Origin of the sequence: Salmonella sp. NW722 (assembly GCF_051702785.1) — a bacterium.
GTDB lineage: Bacteria > Pseudomonadota > Gammaproteobacteria > Enterobacterales > Enterobacteriaceae > Salmonella > Salmonella enterica.
The window spans coordinates 521,101-538,933 of the sequence record NZ_JAMMIN010000002.1 but is presented as its reverse complement, the minus strand read 5'-3'; the positions used below and the strand labels follow the sequence as shown (position 1 = coordinate 538,933).

Sequence of the window (17,833 nt, the reverse complement as noted above, 5' to 3'; positions counted from 1 at the left end):
GAGGCGCTAATGTAGCCGTCCGGAGAAAGCCAGATAAGTCCGCGCTTCAACGATATACTGTCAAAATAATTTTGACAGTAAAGGAGCTCGCCATGCTCAATTTGCAGCGTATGTCGCTGTTTATCGCCGTGGTAGATAGCGGCAGCTTCACGGCCGCCGCCGCCGCATCGGGCCAAACAAAAGCGGTAGTGAGTTTTAATATTCGGCAGCTTGAAAAAGAGCTTGGCGTAACGTTACTGCTACGTTCCACCCGACGATTGACGCTCACAGACGCCGGCGTCCTCTTTTACCAAAAAGGCGTGAATTTACTCAATGCCGCGAAAAATTTGCAGGATGAAGTGCGTGCCAGCCATAGTGGGCTGGGCGGCGAGTTACGTATTACCACTACGCCCGAGTTTGGCGAACAGGTGGTCATTCCGGTACTGGCGCAGTTTAGTCAGCGCCATCCCGATCTCCGTATTCGGCATATGTCCTCATCACATCATGCCGATTTAATTGCCGAGCGCTTTGATGTGGCGATTCGGCTTGGCTCGCTGGCGGACTCCCGCTATCGCGCCGCGCTGATATCCCGCTTTACCATTCTGCCGGTCGCCGCGCCGCAGTGGCTCGCCCGCAACCCTGTTTCATCACTGGAGTCGTTGGCCCAGGCGGAATGGATTATTCATGAGCGATTACCTACGCCGCTACGGTGGACAGTAACGAATAATCATGGCCAACACTCACGCCTGGAGATAAGCAAAGCCGGAAAAATTTCTGTCGACAGCGCGCGCTCGCTGATGGCCTTCGCTCTCGCGGGAAGCGGCGTCGCATTACTGCCGCAATGGTTAGTCAACACCGCACTGGAGGATGGAACGTTAATTCACCTGTTACCCGACTATCATTTTCCCCGTCAGGGCATTTATGCCGTTTACCCGGACGCCCGCCATGTATCGACAAAAGTACGCGCATTTATTGATTTTTTACGTTCGCAATGGGATTGCGGGGAGCACGCCCCATCATCGTAGCCAGTCCGGGAGCATTGCGCTCCCGGACGGATAATACTGTCTTAATCCTTAACTACCAGCTTGTCTTTGATCCCCTGCGCCTGCCAACGCACCCACAGCATAATTGCCGCCAGAACAACAATCGGCAGTAACGGATCGAGCCAACTACCGCCGGAACCGAACAGCAGGTTAATCAGCGCCACGCCGGTGCCGCCAATCGCCCAGGCAATGGTCGTCGGTACAGACCAAACCACCATCTGCTGTTTGACATCAGAGACGCCCATCATGCGGTTAACCACCCAGAACAGGCTATCGTTGAAGTAGCCGAAGAACAGCGACCCCATCGTTGCGGCCTGAGCGGCAAGCAACATATTGATGCCGGGGATCTGCGCCAGGATCGGCGCGGAAATCGAGGCGGCAGTGATCATCGCCACCGTCCCCGATCCCTGAATCAGGCGTACCAGCGTCGCCACGATAAACGGGATCAGGATCGGCGAGATCGGCAGGTTGGCAACCTGCTCCGCCAGCTGTTGCCCCGCGCCGCTATCGCGCAGGATTGCGCCCAACGCGCCGCCAGCGCCCGTGACCAGTAAGATAATCCCGGCGCTTTGCAAGCCCTCTTCCAGACGCTCTGCGGTGGTATGTTTATCCATGCGCGGCACCAGCGTATACACCGCCAGCAGAACGCTGATGGCCAACGCGATCACTGGGCTTCCCACAAAGTTGATTGCCTGTACCACCGGATGCGTCGCCAGGCCGGACCATCCTTCTACAGTGGCGAGGGTGGAACAGATAGCCTTCAGGAAGATCAGCACGATCGGCACCACAATAGGCAGCAGAGAGAGCGTCAGGCTCGGCAGATCCTTTTGCTCTTTCTCTTTATTGTACTGCTCCAGCGCGGCATTGACTTCATCGGCGTTCAGCGTGCGCGGCACGAAATCAGGGTAGCGTTTATCCAGCCACTGCGCATAGAACACAATGCCGATCACACAGGGCACCGCCAGCGCCATCCCGGTCAATAACATTGCGCCGATGTCGACGTTAAAAATCCCGGCTACCCCCAGCGGACCGGGCGTGGGAGGTACCGTATGGTGAGTGACCACCAGCCCGCCCGCCAGCGCGACGCCCAGCGTCAGTAGCGAACGTTTACCGCTTTTCGCCAGCGCTTTCGCCACCGGATAAAGAATGACAAAAGCGGAATCGACGAAAATGGGGATGCTGACAATATAACCCGTGATTGCCAGCGCCCACTCTTCACGGCGTTTCCCCAGCCATTTGATAAAGCTCCAGGCGATACGCTCCGCCGCGCCGGAAACCTCCAGCAAGCGCCCCATCATTACGCCGAGACCAATCACCAGGCCAATGCTGCCCAGCGTTGTACCGAATCCGCTTGTGATGACAGAGAGCGTTTTATCAATGCCCATTCCCCCCAACAGACCGGCGATACAGGCCGCCGCCAGCATCGCGATCAGCGCATGAACACGGGTGCGTAACACCAGCCATACCAGCACGAAAACGGCAACGATCAGGCCGATAATTGGGGTCGGTAAACTTGTCATGACCTCCCCTCCATATCATCTTGTCGAAAGCGTTCGATAATGTCATCGAAGCGTTTATCGGCGACAAAACCTAACGCCAGCGCACGCTGGTTATCGATACGTCCCGGCCAGGAGGCGACAATTTTCTCGACGCCTTCGTCGCGCTGATGCGTAACCCGATCGCGCGCCGCCTGACCGCCCGCCTGACGCAACGTTTCCAGCATCTCGCCCACGGTTACGCTGATCCCCGGTAAGTTGATGCTGCTCGCCTCGCCAGGCGCGGGTAACGTTGCGGCCAGCGACAGGTTATGGATCACCGTCGCCGGGCTGGAAATCCACAGCCGCAAACTTTCCGATACCGGGCAGATGGTCGTCTCGCCCTGCAACGGTTCACGAATAATCGCACTGACAAAAGAAGAAGCGGCGCGGTTTGGTTTACCCGGGCGAACACAGATCGTCGGCAAACGCAGCGCCAGCCCATCCACATAGCCTTTGCGGGTATAGTCGTTGACCAACAGTTCACAGGCAGCCTTCTGCGCGCCATAAGACGAGCGCGGCGTGAGCGCGGTGGTATCGGTGACGCATTCCGGCAGCGTACCGCCATAAACGGCAAGCGAGCTGGAGAAGACAAAACGAATTTTCTGCGATTGTCGACGACACGCCTCAAGTAACTGGCGGGTAAGATCCAGGTTAACTTTCCATCCCAGATCGAAATCGTCTTCCGCATGCCTGCTGACAATCGCAGCGAGATGATAAACAACAGAGGTATTAGCGGTAATCACACTCTCCAGCACGCCCGGCTGGGTTAAGTCAGCTTCCAGGCAGCGTAAACGAGGGGAATCTGATAACCGTGCAGGCATTTTTAAATCAACAAGAAGCAGTTCGTTAAACGCCAGCGATGAGTTTAATAAGGCGCTTGCGAGTTTCTGGCCTAAAAAGCCGCCCCCGCCGGTAATGATAATCTGCATCCGGATGTCCTCTTTATTGTTGTGTAGGGTAGTTCAGGGTTAGCGCCAGGCGTTAAACCAGCCAAGCCCGTCCTGAGTGGTATTCCGTGGTTGGTATTCGCAGCCTATCCAGCCGCGATAACCTACGTCATCGAACAGCCGGAACAGCCACGGGTAGTTGATCTCGCCATCATCCGGTTCATGTCTGTCCGGTAGCGAGGCGATTTGTACATGGGCATAGCGGCCCGCATACTCGCGAATCAGGTGACTCAAATTGCCATCCACTTTTTGTGCGTGGAAAGTGTCGAGCTGGATGAACACATTCGGGCGGTCAACCTCTTCTGCGATGCCCAGCGCCTGATATTGGCTGGAAAAGAGGTAGCCGGGTTTAACGCCGGGACTCAGCGCTTCGATCAAAATACGTTTATCGTGGGCGGCAAACCGGTCGGCGGCATAACGCAAATTATCGATAAACGTGGCGCGATAACGTGCGCCATCAGCGCCATCCGGCACTACGCCCGCCATGATGTGAACCTGCTCGCATTCCAGCGCCAAAGCGTATTCCAGAGCCAGATCGATATCGGCGCGCGCGTCGTGTTCGCGCCCCGGTAGCGCGGCACGTCCCCACTCGCCCGCCGCGGTATCGCCCGCCGAAGTATTAAACAGCGCCAGCGTCAGATCATGACGCGATAGCTGGGCTTTAATCTCGCTGGCGGCAAAGCCGTAGGGGAACAGAAACTCAACGGCCTGAAAACCGGCTTCGGCAGCAGCGGCAAAACGCTCGATAAACGGCGCTTCGGTAAACATCATCGACAAATTGGCGGCAAAACGCGGCATCGGGTTATCTCCTTAACTGCGCAATTTCTTCGGTGGTTAAATAACGAATCGGGCGTTCGCCAAGGATAAAAATCAGCTTTGCCGTCTCTTCCAGCTCCTCGGTATTATTAGCGGCTTCCTGCAAATTCTCCCCGCACACGACCGGCCCATGATTAGCCAGTAAAAAGGCCTGATGCCGGGCCGCCAGCGCAGCCAAATCGCGAGCAATTCGGTCATCCCCCGGGCGATAGTAGGGAACCAGAGGAATGTCCCCCATCCGCATCACCACATAGGGGGTAAACGGGCGAATCACATTTTGCGGGTCCAGCCCTTCGAGACAGGAAAGCGCCGTTGACCAGGTGCTGTGCAGATGTACCACGGCCTTGCAGCAAGGGTTATTGCGATACAACGCCAGATGAAAACGCACCTCTTTAGACGGTTTATCGCCGCTGAGCCATTCGCCCTGCGGGTCCACTTTGGATAGCCGCTGCGGGTCGAGATTACCCAGACACGAACCGGTGGGCGTCGCCAGAATATTGCCGTCCGGCAGTAACAGCGAGAGGTTGCCTGCCGAGCCGGTGGCATAGCCGCGCTGGAAAAACGAGGCGGCTATCCTGACCATCTCTTCTCGCAAAGCGTGCTCTTCTTTTGCCAGTATCGTCATACCTGAAACTCCCTTTGAGCGCGGATGAAAAAGGATTCATCGCCAAAATTACCTGACTTTAGCGCCAGCGAGACTGGCGCATGGAGCGCGTTGACCCACGGCACGCCGGGTGAAATGCACGGTCCGATGTGAAAACCGGTAATACCGAGGCTTTGCGTCACCACGCCCGAGGTTTCGCCGCCCGCCACGATAAACCGGGTGATACCGCCTTCCGCTAAGCGAGCGGCCAGCAGGGAAAAGAGCGCCTCTACCGCATGGCTGGCTTCGGTAGCGCCATATTGCTGCTGGATGGCGGCCAGCGCCTGCGTGGAGGCGGTGGCGCTAATCATTGGCGCCAGTTCGCTGTCCTGACTGAGCACCCACTGCGCCAGCGCTTCAGCGTAGGCCTCGCGCGTCTCGGATGACAGGCAGCGCGCCACGTCAACGTCGCGTGTGGGAGCATGTTGTCGATAGAAGGCCACCTGCTGATTCGTCATTTGCGAACAGGAACCGGAAAGCACCACCGCGCGACCGCTCAGCGGATAGCCTGCGGAACGGGCCTGAGAAACGCCGTGCTTCGCCCACTGACGCGCCAGCCCCATTGCCATCCCGGAACCGCCGGTCACCAGCGGAGCATCACGCAAAACCTCGCCCTGGATTTCCAGGTGTCGCTCATTGAGCGCGTCAAGTACCGCGTAGCGATATCCTTCCTGCTGTAAACGCGACAGCGCCGCACGGGTCGCGGCAACGCCTTCATCAAGCGTCTGAGCCGGAATAACGCCGCAGCGCCCTTGCGCCTGCGCTTCCATCAGACGCGGCAGGTAGCTGTCGGTCATCGGATTGATAGGGTGGTGGCGCATACCGGACTCCGCCAGCAAGTGGTTCATGACAAACAGATAGCCCTGATAAACCGTGCGTCCGTTAACCGGCAGCGCGGGAGAAATCACGGTAAATGAGGTATCCAGCGCCACCATCAGCGCGTCGGTGACCGGGCCGATATTGCCTTCGGCGGTACTATCGAAAGTCGAGCAATATTTGAAATAGACTTGCTGGCAGCCCTGTTTTTTTAGCCATACCAGCGCCGCCAGCGATTGTTTTATCGCCTCTTGCACCGGGCATGAGCGGGTTTTCAGGCTGATAACCACCGCGTCGCACCCTTCCGGTTGCGTCCCGGTTGGGACATCATTGATCTGCACTGTCGGCATCCCGTTTTCGACCAGAAAACTGGCGATGTCGGTCGCGCCGGTAAAATCATCGGCAATGACGCCAATTTTTAACATGACGGCTCCTCAGGCGTGACGCCAGGCAGAGTAATCCCCGAGAAAATTTTGATCACAGCGCTGTCATCCTCTTTGCCATAACCGGCGTTACTGGCGCTGGTGAACATATTTAACGCCGTAGAGGCCAGCGGTAAGGGGAAGCGCAGCGCTTTCGCCGTGTCGGCAACCAGCCCCAAATCTTTGACAAAAATGTCGACGGCCGAACGCGGGGTATAGTCGCCGTCAACGACATGCTGCATACGGTTTTCGAACATCCAGGAGTTGCCGGCGGCATGGGTCACGACGTCATACATCACGTCCAGAGGAATACCGGCCCGCGCGGCCAGCGCCATCGCTTCGGCCGCCGCCGCAATATGCACGCCAGCCAGCAGTTGATGAATGATTTTGACGGTTGAGCCTGCGCCCGGCGTATCGCTGATGCGATAAACGTTGCTGGCAACGGCGTCCAGCACAGGCTTCAGGCGGGTAAACGCCGCCTCGCTCCCGGAGGCCATCACCGTCATTTCGCCCTGCGCCGCTTTTACCGCGCCGCCGGAAACCGGCGCATCCAGCATGTTAAGATTCAATGCCGTCAACGCCGCGGCGATCTCTTGCGCGTCGGCGCTTGAGATCGTGGACGAAACCATCACCGCGCTTCCGGGTTTCATCAGATGGGCGACGCCATCCTCACCGAATAACACCTGTCTGACCTGGGCGGCATTGACGACCAGAATGACTAACGCATCCACGACGCCGGCGAACTCCCTGGCGCTGGCGGCAGCCCCACAAGCCCCTTCAGCGAGCAGATTCGCGCACGCTTGCGGGTTAAGATCGGCCCCCCATGTGGAAAGCCCGGCGCGCAGGCATGAACGCGCAGCGCCCATTCCCATTGAGCCAAGCCCCACAATGCCGACATGAAAATCAGTTCCTGTTGTCATTATCACTCCATGTTAATTTACGTGATATTATGTTTTGTTATGTGAATATAGGCGTTTTTGTAAACAATTGCGGTGAGTTGTTTCACAAAAAATAACAAAATATGTTATTTTTTGTGAAGGCAATCCTCATAGAACTTCACACGCTGTGACGAGAAATCGCGTAAAATCGCGACAGGACTAAAGAAAGGAGCAGACGTTGATACCTACTGAGCGTCGACAAATCATTCTTGATATGGTGGCGGAGAAAGGCATCGTCAGTATCGCTGAACTGACCGAGCGCATGCATGTATCCCACATGACTATCCGCCGTGATTTACAAAAACTGGAGCAGCAAGGCGCGGTAATCCAGGTCTCTGGCGGCGTGCAATCATCGACTCGCGTGGCGCACGAACCCTCGCATCAGATCAAAACCGAACTGGCGACGCCGCAGAAAGCGGCGATTGGCAAACTGGCCGCCAGCCTGGTACAGCCAGAAAGCTGTATCTACCTTGATGCAGGTACTACCACGCTGGCGATCGCCAGGCAGCTGGTTACGATGAATAAACTTACGGTGGTGACGAATGATTTCGTTATCGCCGATTACCTGATGGACAATAGCGATTGCACAATTATTCACACTGGCGGGGCGGTATGCCGGGAAAACCGGTCGTGCGTCGGTGAAGCCGCGGCGACGCTTTTGCGCGGGTTGATGATTGACCAGGCCTTTATTTCCGCCTCTTCCTGGAGCGTGCGCGGTATTTCAACGCCGGCAGAAGATAAAGTCACGGTGAAACGGGCCGTCGCCAGCGCCAGCCGCCAAAAAATTCTGGTGTGCGACGCGACCAAATACGGCCAGGTAGCTACATGGCTGGCGTTACCGCTGGCGGAATTCAACCAAATCGTCACCGATGACGGCCTGCCGGAAAGCGCAATTCGGGCGCTGGCTAAAGTGGATATCTCACTGCTGATGGCCAAACAATAGCGAAGCGGCGCAAGCCGCTTACGTCATCATCTTGCGAACCAGTTGCGTAAACTGTTCGCGTTCTTCAGCGCTCAGTCGCCCCAAAAACTCATCGTCAACGCGATCCCCCAGTGGTATCGCGGCGGCGAGCAACGTTTGGCCCTGAACGGTGAGATAGACAAAACGCCGACGTTTATCCAGCGGATCGTTTTCTCGCTTTACCAGCCCACGATTTTCCATCCGGCTTAACATCTCCGCCAGCGTCGCTTTAGTGCTGACCGCCGCTTCGGTCAGATCGACCTGTTCAATACCCGGATGTTCAGCAATAACGCGCATCACCGCATATTGAGGTTTGGTGAGCTCCGGTAGTTCATGCTGCCAGCGTGCGGTATGTTGCTGAAAAAGTTGGCGTAACAGATGAAACGCGGTGTTTCGTAACTCCATGAGCGCTCCGGATAAATTAACTTTTTCTATCATAACGACTTATGCACGGTTTTTTAATGACGAATGCTTTAGCTAAACGTGCGCAGGCGTCGGAAGCGATCTTGTCGCAAAGGCCGTGTGGGCGTATTTTGATCAAAATGTTCGTATACGAACGATATTTGAGGTAAGAAATGAGATTGATTGTGGGGATGACCGGTGCGACCGGCGCGCCGCTTGGCGTCGAGCTACTCCAGGCATTGCGGGCGATACCTGATGTTGAAACGCATCTGGTAATGTCAAAGTGGGCGAAAACCACTATTGAACTGGAGACGCCCTACACGCCCGCTGAGGTAGCCGCCCTGGCAGATTATTGTCATAGCCCGGCCGATCAGGCGGCGACCATTTCCTCTGGCTCATTTCGTACCGACGGCATGATTATTATCCCCTGCAGTATGAAAACACTGGCGGGGGTTCGCGCCGGCTATGCCGAGGGGCTGGTGGGACGCGCTGCCGATGTCGTGTTGAAAGAGGGTCGCAAGCTGGTGCTTGTGCCGCGGGAAATGCCGCTCAGCACGATTCATCTGGAAAACATGCTTGCGCTTTCTCGTATGGGGGTGGCGATAGTGCCGCCCATGCCCGCGTTCTACAACCTGCCGCAAACCGTTGACGATATTATCCAGCATATCGTAGCGCGCGTTCTCGACCAGTTTGGTCTGGAGCATACGCGCGCGCGTCGCTGGCAAGGACTGCGACAGGCAGCAAATTTTTCACAGGAGAATGGATAATGGCATTTGATGATTTGCGCAGTTTTTTACATGCGCTGGATCAGCAGGGACAACTGCTGAAAATCAGCGAGGAAGTGAATGCGGAGCCGGATCTCGCCGCCGCTGCCAACGCAACGGGACGAATCGGCGATGGCGCGCCCGCGCTGTGGTTTGACAATATTCGTGGTTTTACCGACGCCCGCGTGGCGATGAATACCATCGGTTCCTGGCAGAACCATGCCATCTCACTGGGTTTGCCGCCTAACACGCCGGTTAAAAAACAGATCGATGAATTTATTCGCCGCTGGGACAATTTTCCGGTAGCGCCGGAACGACGGGCGAATCCGGGCTGGGCGGAAAATACCGTCGACGGCGACGCGATCAACCTGTTTGATATCCTGCCGCTGTTTCGTCTGAACGACGGCGACGGCGGATTCTATCTGGATAAAGCCTGTGTGGTATCACGCGATCCGCTCGATCCCGATAACTTCGGCAAGCAGAATGTCGGCATCTACCGTATGGAAGTTAAAGGCAAGCGTAAGCTGGGTCTGCAACCAGTGCCGATGCATGATATCGCATTGCACCTGCACAAAGCCGAAGAGCGTGGCGAAGATCTGCCGATTGCGATCACGCTGGGTAACGATCCGATCATTACCCTGATGGGCGCAACGCCGCTGAAATACGATCAGTCAGAGTATGAAATGGCAGGCGCGCTGCGTGAAAGCCCCTATCCTATCGCCACCGCGCCGTTGACCGGTTTTGATGTGCCGTGGGGATCTGAAGTCATTCTTGAAGGGGTCATCGAAAGCCGTAAACGTGAAATTGAAGGACCGTTCGGCGAATTTACCGGCCACTATTCCGGCGGTCGCAACATGACCGTGGTGCGTATCGATAAGGTCTCTTATCGCAGCAAACCCATTTTTGAATCGCTCTATTTGGGGATGCCGTGGACGGAAATCGACTACCTGATGGGGCCGGCGACCTGCGTGCCACTGTATCAACAGTTGAAAGCCGAATTTCCGGAAGTGCAGGCGGTAAACGCCATGTACACCCACGGCCTGCTGGCCATCATCTCAACCAAAAAACGCTACGGCGGCTTTGCCCGCGCGGTGGGCCTGCGAGCGATGACAACGCCGCACGGTCTGGGATATGTGAAGATGGTGATCATGGTCGATGAAGATGTCGATCCATTCAATCTGCCACAGGTGATGTGGGCGTTGTCGTCGAAAGTGAATCCGGCAGGCGATCTGGTACAGCTACCGAATATGTCCGTCCTGGAACTGGATCCGGGCTCAAGCCCGGCGGGGATTACCGACAAGCTGATCATTGACGCCACCACGCCGGTTGCGCCAGATAACCGTGGTCACTATAGCCAGCCGGTTGTTGATTTACCGGAAACTAAAGCCTGGGCTGAAAAGCTGACCGCCATGCTGGCCAACCGTAAATAAGGAGTAACCGATGATTTGTCCACGCTGTGCCGATGCACATATTGAACTCATGGCGACTTCGCCGGTAAAAGGAGTCTGGACGGTATATCAGTGTCAGCATTGTCTGTATACCTGGCGCGATACCGAACCGTTACGCCGTACCAGCCGCGAACACTATCCACAAGCGTTTCGCATGACGCAAAAAGATATTGATGACGCGCCAATGGTGCCGAGTATCCCGCCGCTGCTGGCAGAAGACAAACGGTAAAAAAAAGGCCAGTCTGTCGACTGGCCTTTTTTTGACAAGGGTACTTACTCGCGGAACAGCGCTTCGATATTCAGCCCCTGCGTCTGCAGAATTTCGCGCAGACGGCGCAGGCCTTCAACCTGAATCTGACGAACACGTTCACGCGTAAGACCGATTTCACGGCCTACATCTTCCAGTGTCGCAGCTTCATATCCCAGCAGACCGAAACGGCGCGCCAGCACTTCACGCTGTTTGGCGTTCAGTTCGAACAACCATTTGACGATGCTCTGTTTCATATCGTCATCTTGCGTGGTGTCTTCCGGACCGTTCTCTTTTTCATCGGCCAGGATGTCCAGCAACGCTTTTTCGGAATCACCGCCCAGCGGGGTGTCTACCGAGGTAATGCGCTCGTTGAGACGAAGCATACGGCTGACGTCATCAACCGGTTTATCCAGTTGCTCTGCAATTTCTTCCGCACTCGGTTCGTGGTCCAGTTTATGCGACAACTCACGTGCGGTGCGCAGGTATACGTTCAGCTCTTTAACAATGTGAATCGGCAAGCGAATCGTACGGGTTTGGTTCATAATCGCCCGTTCGATTGTCTGGCGAATCCACCAGGTTGCGTATGTTGAGAAGCGGAACCCGCGTTCCGGGTCAAACTTCTCGACTGCACGGATAAGCCCCAGGTTGCCCTCTTCAATCAGGTCCAGCAACGCCAGTCCACGATTGCCATAACGGCGGGCAATTTTTACCACCAGACGCAGGTTACTCTCAATCATGCGACGGCGAGAAGCGACATCTCCACGCAGTGCGCGACGCGCAAAATAGACTTCTTCTTCGGCTGTTAACAGTGGTGAATACCCAATCTCACCAAGGTAAAGCTGAGTCGCGTCCAACACACGCTGTGTGGCCCCTTGCGATAACAGCTCTTCTTCAGCCAGGTCGTTATCACTGGGTTCCTCTTCACTCAAGGCTTTTTCGTCAAAAGCCTCTACTCCGTTCTCATCAAATTCCGCGTCTTCATTTAAATCATGAACTTTCAGCGTATTCTGACTCATAAGGTGGCTCCTACCCGTGATCCCTTGACGGAACTAGCAAGTCAAAGCCTGGTTCCGCCGCTTTATCGCTGCGGTAAATAACGCAGCGGGTTTACGGATTTCCCCTTGTAACGAATTTCAAAATGCAAGCGTGTAGAGCTGGTGCCGGTGCTACCCATAGTAGCGATTTTTTGCCCCGCCTTAACTTCCTGTTGTTCCCGGACCAGCATCGTATCATTATGGGCGTAGGCACTCAGGTAATCATCGTTATGTTTGATGATAATAAGATTACCGTAACCACGCAGTGCGTTACCGGCATATACGACGCGCCCATCAGCGGTTGCGACGATAGCCTGTCCCTTACTGCCTGCAATGTCGATCCCTTTATTGCCCCCTTCGGAAGCGCCAAAGTTTTCGATCACTTTGCCATCCGTCGGCCAGCGCCATGCGGAAATCGGCGCGCTGGTTGACGTACTGCTTGCATTTGGTTCGGTCGTGCTTACCGTTGGTGCCGTTACAGGCGCTGTGACAACCGTCCCAGCAGGCTTGTTGTTTGGCAACATTTTGTTAGCACTTTGTTCACCTGAGCCCTCAGAATACGTAATTGTTGGTTGAGACGCAACTGCAACGGTGGAATTTTGTGCAGACCTGGTCACAACTCCTTGCTGTGCTGCATCCGCCTGGGTGATCGCATTTCCGCCAGTAATTGGCGTGCCGGATGCGTTACCAACTTGCAAAGTTTGCCCTACATTCAGGCTATACGGGGCAGAAATACTGTTTCTCTGGGCCAGATCGCGGAAATCGTTCCCGGTAATCCAGGCGATGTAAAAAAGCGTATCACCCTTTTTCACGGTGTAAGTACTGCCACCCGTATAGCTACCTTTCGGAATATTCCCATACTGGCGATTGTATACGATTCGCCCATTTTCCATCTGCACGGGTTGTTCCGTGACCGGTTGAGTTTGCATGGGCTGCGTTACAGGACGCTGAACGGGTTGAATTTGCGGCGCTTGTTGCGGCGTTTGTTGCGTTGTCGCGCCCATTTTTGGCGGCGGTGTGATCAACATCCCGGAATTGGTATTTGATGACGACCCACTGTCCACAGACGTGACCGGCGCCGGAGGGTTTGACGAACTGGTACAACCTGCCAGCCATAGTGAAACCAGTGATAGTGCCGCAATGCGACTAACGGTGAATTTTGGGCTTCCCGCGCTCATTTATCCCCCAGGAAAAAATTTGGTTAACAACCAGTGACGTAAGAACCGTGCAACGCATTAAGTGAACACGGAAAAATGTGTTCACGATACGCTTAACCCACCGGGAATAACCAGGAAAACTCCAGGTATTCGTTTCGGCTTCATCAGGCGTAAGAGTGGGTGTTTGCAGAGCAAACTAGGCCAGCTCTCCCTTGACTAACGGGACGAAGCGAACGGCCTCCACGGTATCGATAATAAATTCGCCGCCCCGGCGACGCACGCGTTTCAAAAACTGCTGCTCATCGCCCACGGGCAGAACAAGAATGCCGCCTTCATCCAACTGTGCCATGAGCGCGGTAGGAATTTCCGGTGGCGCGGCCGTCACAATGATAGCGTCAAACGGCGCACGCGCCTGCCAGCCTTGCCAGCCATCGCCATGACGGGTAGAAACATTATGTAAATCGAGCTGCTTCAGGCGGCGACGCGCCTGCCATTGCAGCCCCTTAATCCGCTCAACGGAGCAAACGTGATGTACCAGATGCGCCAGAATCGCCGTCTGATAGCCGGAACCGGTGCCAATTTCCAGCACCCTGGATTGCGGCGTCAGTTCGAGCAGTTCCGTCATTCGCGCCACCATATAGGGCTGCGAAATCGTCTGACCCTGGCCTATCGGCAAAGCGATATTTTCCCAGGCCTTATGTTCAAACGCTTCATCAATAAATTTCTCGCGCGGCACTGCGGCAAGCGCATTAAGCACCTGCTCATCTCTGATGCCCTGCGCGCGCAATTGTTCAAGAAGAGCCTGTACACGTCCACTTACCATTGCGTGCCAACTCCCACGCTGTCTAACCAGTCTGAAACCACATCATGCGCGCTGTGCGCGGTTAAATCCACATGCAACGGCGTGACGGAGACGTAGCCTTCATCCACCGCCGCGAAATCGGTATCCGGCCCGGCATCGTATTTATCGCCTGGCGGGCCAATCCAGTACAATGTATTACCGCGCGGATCTTCCTGCGGGATTACTTTATCCGCTGGATGGCGGCTACCACAGCGAGTCACGCGGATGCCTTTAATCTGCGCTAACGGTAGATCCGGGACATTCACGTTGAGAATACGCCCGGTACGCAACGGCTCCCGGCTTAACCCTCGCAAAAGCGCGCAAGTCACGGCCGCAGCCGTATCATAATGCTGATAGCCGTTAAGGGAGACCGCTAATGCCGGAAAGCCGAGATGACGACCTTCCATCGCCGCGGCGACAGTACCGGAATAGATCACATCATCGCCCAGATTCGGACCCGCGTTAATACCGGAAACGACAATATCCGGACGCGGACGCATTAAGGCATTAACGCCCAGATAGACGCAATCGGTCGGCGTCCCCATCTGTACGGCGATATCGCCATTATCAAAGGTAAAAGTACGAAGCGAAGATTCCAGCGTGAGGGAATTAGACGCGCCGCTGCGGTTACGATCCGGGGCTACGACCTGTACATCAGCAAACTCACGCAGCGCTTTCGCCAGCGTTTGTATACCGGGCGCGTGAACCCCGTCATCGTTACTCAGCAATATGCGCATAATCACCCATTGTGTTGATCAGTTCCCTTACTACGCTGGTGGCAAAACTGCCTGCGGGCAGCCAGAAACGTAACTCGACGGTAACGTCATCCCACCAGTTCCAGCTTAATTGTTGCGGATAAAGCAGCATCGCTCTGCGCGACGCCTCTACTTTTTCGCGCAGCAACAGCGATTGCAACACCGTTTCCTGGGCAATGGCATCTTGCTCAAACGCCAGCGCCGCACGCTGTGTTCCCCACTCTCCGCTGCCCGGCAACGACGCTGTAATCATCAGCTCTTTTTCGTCTACCCGGCGCTGCAATTCAGGCAGTTCTTCAGATGTCGCGACGAACCAGCTTCCACGCCCCGCTAATTGTAGCGCATCGCCGTCAACAACTTGATTAAAGTCTGGTTTCTTCAGCCGCTGGTGAACAATTTGATTAAACAACGCGCTACGTGCCGCCGACAACCAAAAACTGCGTTTATTGCGATCGCGCACCGGCGCGTTACTTTGCGCCCAGCGCAGCGCGCCCTGCAAGTTGCTGCCGCCAATGCCGAATCGCTGTGCGCCGAAATAGTTCGGCACGCCGCCATCGCGAATCGCCTGCAATCGTGTTTCGACATCGCGGCGATCGCTTATTTCACGCAACACCAGCGTAAAGGCATTGCCTTTCAGCGCGCCTAAACGCAGCTTACGCTTGTGACGCGCGTATTCCAGCACTTTACAACCTTCCAGCTGAAAGGCGCTGAAATCGGGCATCTCTTTCCCCGGCACGCGCGCGCACAGCCACTGCTCGGTAACGGCGTGTTTATCTTTTTGCCCGGCAAAGCTCACTTCGCGAGCGTGAATTTTCAGGAATTTCGCCAGCGCGTCAGCGACAAAACGGGTATTGCAACCGTTTTTCAAAATACGCAGCAGAATGTGCTCGCCTTCACCATCCGGCGTAAAGCCTAAATCTTCAACCACCACAAAATCTTCCGGATTCGCTTTCAGCAATCCGCTACCTTGTGGTTTTCCGTGCAGCCAGGTGAGATTGTCAAACTCTGTCATTTCGCCGCCTTCATCAGCAACGCGACCGCTTCGCAGGCAATGCCTTCTCCGCGTCCGGTAAATCCGAGCTTTTCCGTCGTCGTCGCCTTCACGTTAACGTCATCCATATGGCAGCCGAGATCTTCGGCGATAAAGACGCGCATTTGCGGAATATGCGGCAGCATTTTCGGCGCCTGCGCAATAATGGTGACATCCACGTTGCCGAGGGTGTACCCCTTGGCCTGAATACGACGCCAGGCTTCACGCAGTAGTTCGCGGCTATCCGCTCCCTTAAATGCCGGATCGGTATCCGGGAAGAGCTTGCCGATATCGCCAAGCGCCGCCGCGCCCAGCAGCGCATCGGTCAGCGCATGTAACGCCACATCGCCATCGGAATGCGCCAATAGCCCTTTTTCATAAGGGATACGCACGCCGCCAATAATAATCGGCCCTTCTCCGCCAAACGCGTGTACGTCAAAACCGTGTCCAATTCGCATTATGCTTTCTCCTGGTGGATGGTTCGGGTCAGATAAAATTCCGCCAGCGCCAGATCTTCCGGACGAGTGACCTTGATGTTATCCGCGCGACCTTCTACCAGCGCCGGATGAAAACCACAATATTCCAGCGCTGACGCTTCGTCGGTGATGGTCGCGCCTTCATTCAGCGCACGCGTCAGACAATCGTGCAAGAGTTCGCGGGGGAAAAACTGCGGGGTGAGCGCGTGCCATAAATCGGCGCGCTCTACGGTATGGGCAATAGCGTTCTTCCCCGGTTCGCCGCGTTTCATGGTGTCGCGCACCGGACTGGCGAGGATACCGCCAACCCGGCTGTTTTCGCTGATGGTCAGCAACCGCGCAAGGTCATCCTGATGCAAACAGGGTCTTGCCGCGTCGTGCACCAGCACCCACTGCGCCTTTGCAACGGCCTGTAACCCGGCCAAAACGGAATCAGCGCGTTCGTTGCCGCCATCCACAACGGTGATTTGCGGATGATTCGCCAGCGGAAGTTGGGCAAAGCGATGATCGCCAGGGCTGATAGCAATAACAACGCGTGTCACCCGAGGATGCGCCAGCAGCGCATGAACTGAGTGCTCCAGAATGGTTTTATTACCGATTGAGAGATACTGCTTAGGACATTCTGTTTGCATTCGGCGGCCAAATCCGGCAGCCGGCACCACGGCGCAAACGTCCAATAAAGTGGCTGCCATGTTAAATCCCTGGATGGTTTATCGATGAGTTTGCCCCGCCGTTGCCGCGCGTTTTGAGGCGTCAGGCACCAGACGATAGAAGGTTTCGCCCGGTTTGGTCATGCTAAGTTCGTTGCGCGCGCGCTCCTCAATCGCTTCCTGGCCGCCATTGAGATCGTCAATTTCGGCAAAAAGCTGATCGTTACGCGCTTTAAGTTTGGCGTTTGTCGCCTGCTGCGCGACCACATCATCGTTGACGCGGCTATAGTCATGTATGCCGTTCTTACCGAACCACAGCGAGTACTGTAGCCAGACCAGTAAAGCCAGCAACAGCAGCGTTAGTTTACCCATCCTGCCCCCTGAAAAACGGCATCATCATCCCATAACGTCCTCTGTGACTCCACATTCAGGACGGGATTGCCGCGACAACGCCGGCAAATGTACCACATTTGCCGGATGTTACGTATACCCGAGTAAGGAGAACATAATCTCATTGTTGGTTACGGTTTGAATTATGACCGGAGGCGCACTGATAACCCGTCTACCCTAATAGCCATATAAATAACGCGCCGAACAGCGCGCCTACGGCCAGTAGAGTAAACATAATGCTAAAAAGTATTTTGCCCTTTACCAGCAGATGCAACGCAATGCCGATAATCACCGATACCGGCATTAACGCGAGGAAAAAGGGCCAGGTATAGAGGAAAAAAAACAGCGTGTTAGGGCCATAAAGCAGAAAAGGGATCCCCAACGCCAGCAGCCATGACACAAAGCCGACCACCGCCCCCGGAAATGCACTGGTGGCGTCATCGTCGACCATGAAGGCGTCTGACCTTGTGAAAGTAATGTTATGGCTATTACGCATATTAAATCCTGTAACCTTGACCATACCGGGCATACAA

The 17,833-nt window shown here is 55.4% G+C and carries 22 protein-coding genes; 6 read left to right on the top strand and 16 right to left on the bottom strand.

What is annotated here, in order from left to right:
* Positions 1–71 precede the first annotated feature (71 nt).
* Positions 72–1,004, top strand: coding sequence for a LysR family transcriptional regulator (locus tag NA330_RS06885; RefSeq protein WP_072103202.1), 933 nt, complete (start codon positions 72–74; stop codon positions 1,002–1,004).
* Between the two features lie 41 nt (positions 1,005–1,045).
* Here the strand turns inward: NA330_RS06885 and NA330_RS06880 are convergent, their stop codons facing one another.
* The 6 genes from NA330_RS06880 to ltnD are packed head-to-tail and all read right to left on the bottom strand — an operon-like array spanning position 1,046 to position 7,124.
* Positions 1,046–2,542, bottom strand: a complete 1,497-nt coding sequence (locus NA330_RS06880; protein WP_000202725.1) for a GntP family permease — start codon at positions 2,540–2,542, stop codon at positions 1,046–1,048.
* Positions 2,539–3,489, bottom strand: coding sequence for a D-erythronate dehydrogenase (denD, locus tag NA330_RS06875; RefSeq protein ID WP_052894785.1), 951 nt, complete (start codon positions 3,487–3,489; stop codon positions 2,539–2,541). Before denD ends, NA330_RS06880 begins: the two co-directional genes overlap by 4 nt.
* 39 nt (positions 3,490–3,528) lie before the next feature.
* On the bottom strand, positions 3,529–4,305 hold the full coding sequence (locus NA330_RS06870; RefSeq protein ID WP_001136891.1) for an HPr family phosphocarrier protein: 777 nt from the start codon (positions 4,303–4,305) through the stop codon (positions 3,529–3,531).
* 4 nt (positions 4,306–4,309) lie between these two features.
* Complete coding sequence (gene otnC, locus NA330_RS06865) at positions 4,310–4,948, bottom strand: 3-oxo-tetronate 4-phosphate decarboxylase (RefSeq protein ID WP_000153636.1); 639 nt, start codon at positions 4,946–4,948, stop codon at positions 4,310–4,312.
* Positions 4,945–6,207: a 3-oxo-tetronate kinase gene (otnK, locus tag NA330_RS06860; protein ID WP_023241750.1), complete on the bottom strand. Its 1,263-nt coding sequence runs from the start codon at positions 6,205–6,207 to the stop codon at positions 4,945–4,947. Before otnK ends, otnC begins: the two co-directional genes overlap by 4 nt.
* Complete coding sequence (gene ltnD, locus NA330_RS06855) at positions 6,201–7,124, bottom strand: L-threonate dehydrogenase (protein ID WP_000206958.1); 924 nt, start codon at positions 7,122–7,124, stop codon at positions 6,201–6,203. Before ltnD ends, otnK begins: the two co-directional genes overlap by 7 nt.
* Positions 7,125–7,320: 196 nt before the next feature.
* On the opposite strand from ltnD, the gene ygbI reads away from it, so the two are divergent.
* A complete protein-coding gene (gene ygbI, locus NA330_RS06850) occupies positions 7,321–8,085 on the top strand; it encodes a DNA-binding transcriptional repressor YgbI (RefSeq protein ID WP_000613179.1) in 765 nt (254 codons plus the stop codon).
* Positions 8,086–8,103: 18 nt separating this feature from the next.
* On the opposite strand, the gene NA330_RS06845 is transcribed toward ygbI, so the two are convergent.
* Positions 8,104–8,508, bottom strand: coding sequence for a MarR family winged helix-turn-helix transcriptional regulator (locus NA330_RS06845; RefSeq protein WP_000423338.1), 405 nt, complete (start codon positions 8,506–8,508; stop codon positions 8,104–8,106).
* Between the two features lie 170 nt (positions 8,509–8,678).
* Here NA330_RS06845 and NA330_RS06840 point away from each other — a divergent pair, with 170 nt between their 5' ends.
* Genes NA330_RS06840 through NA330_RS06830 form a run of 3 tightly spaced genes read left to right on the top strand, consistent with a single transcriptional unit; the run spans position 8,679 to position 10,946 of the window.
* Entirely contained in the window at positions 8,679–9,272 is a 594-nt protein-coding gene (locus NA330_RS06840) for a non-oxidative hydroxyarylic acid decarboxylases subunit B (RefSeq protein WP_001237180.1), read from the top strand.
* The gene (locus NA330_RS06835) at positions 9,272–10,699 is read left to right on the top strand and encodes a non-oxidative hydroxyarylic acid decarboxylases subunit C (RefSeq protein WP_000863168.1); all 1,428 of its coding nucleotides are present in this window, start codon (positions 9,272–9,274) and stop codon (positions 10,697–10,699) included. Before NA330_RS06840 ends, NA330_RS06835 begins: the two co-directional genes overlap by 1 nt.
* Positions 10,700–10,709: 10 nt before the next feature.
* Positions 10,710–10,946 (top strand): non-oxidative hydroxyarylic acid decarboxylases subunit D, encoded by a 237-nt coding sequence (locus tag NA330_RS06830; protein WP_000562964.1) that lies wholly within the window; start codon positions 10,710–10,712, stop codon positions 10,944–10,946.
* A gap of 44 nt (positions 10,947–10,990) precedes the next feature.
* On the opposite strand, the gene rpoS is transcribed toward NA330_RS06830, so the two are convergent.
* Together rpoS and nlpD are read right to left on the bottom strand one after the other, a co-directional pair.
* Complete coding sequence (gene rpoS / locus NA330_RS06825) at positions 10,991–11,983, bottom strand: RNA polymerase sigma factor RpoS (protein ID WP_000081498.1); 993 nt, start codon at positions 11,981–11,983, stop codon at positions 10,991–10,993.
* 62 nt (positions 11,984–12,045) lie between these two features.
* Positions 12,046–13,128: a murein hydrolase activator NlpD gene (gene nlpD, locus NA330_RS06820; RefSeq protein WP_223149274.1), complete on the bottom strand. Its 1,083-nt coding sequence runs from the start codon at positions 13,126–13,128 to the stop codon at positions 12,046–12,048.
* Here nlpD and NA330_RS06815 point away from each other — a divergent pair.
* A complete protein-coding gene (locus NA330_RS06815) occupies positions 13,058–13,216 on the top strand; it encodes a peptidase (protein WP_223148970.1) in 159 nt (52 codons plus the stop codon). The two genes, nlpD and NA330_RS06815, sit on opposite strands and share 71 nt — an antisense overlap.
* A gap of 138 nt (positions 13,217–13,354) precedes the next feature.
* Here NA330_RS06815 and NA330_RS06810 read toward each other — a convergent pair whose 3' ends face one another.
* From NA330_RS06810 to NA330_RS06780, 7 genes are all read right to left on the bottom strand, one after another.
* Positions 13,355–13,981 carry a protein-L-isoaspartate(D-aspartate) O-methyltransferase gene (locus tag NA330_RS06810; protein WP_000253545.1) on the bottom strand — a complete coding sequence of 209 codons (627 nt, stop codon included), beginning with the start codon at positions 13,979–13,981 and terminating at the stop codon, positions 13,355–13,357.
* A complete protein-coding gene (gene surE, locus NA330_RS06805; RefSeq protein ID WP_001221537.1) occupies positions 13,975–14,736 on the bottom strand; it encodes a 5'/3'-nucleotidase SurE in 762 nt (253 codons plus the stop codon). The genes NA330_RS06810 and surE overlap by 7 nt, the downstream gene beginning before the upstream one ends.
* Positions 14,717–15,766, bottom strand: coding sequence for a tRNA pseudouridine(13) synthase TruD (gene truD / locus NA330_RS06800; RefSeq protein ID WP_000134246.1), 1,050 nt, complete (start codon positions 15,764–15,766; stop codon positions 14,717–14,719). The genes surE and truD overlap by 20 nt, the downstream gene beginning before the upstream one ends.
* The gene (ispF, locus tag NA330_RS06795) at positions 15,763–16,242 is read right to left on the bottom strand and encodes a 2-C-methyl-D-erythritol 2,4-cyclodiphosphate synthase (protein ID WP_001219244.1); all 480 of its coding nucleotides are present in this window, start codon (positions 16,240–16,242) and stop codon (positions 15,763–15,765) included. The genes truD and ispF overlap by 4 nt, the downstream gene beginning before the upstream one ends.
* A complete protein-coding gene (ispD, locus tag NA330_RS06790) occupies positions 16,242–16,952 on the bottom strand; it encodes a 2-C-methyl-D-erythritol 4-phosphate cytidylyltransferase (RefSeq protein WP_000741653.1) in 711 nt (236 codons plus the stop codon). Before ispD ends, ispF begins: the two co-directional genes overlap by 1 nt.
* 18 nt (positions 16,953–16,970) lie before the next feature.
* Positions 16,971–17,282 (bottom strand): cell division protein FtsB, encoded by a 312-nt coding sequence (ftsB, locus tag NA330_RS06785; protein WP_000517480.1) that lies wholly within the window; start codon positions 17,280–17,282, stop codon positions 16,971–16,973.
* Positions 17,283–17,472: 190 nt separating this feature from the next.
* Positions 17,473–17,796, bottom strand: a complete 324-nt coding sequence (locus tag NA330_RS06780; protein ID WP_001537530.1) for a DUF3561 family protein — start codon at positions 17,794–17,796, stop codon at positions 17,473–17,475.
* Positions 17,797–17,833: the final 37 nt, after the last annotated feature.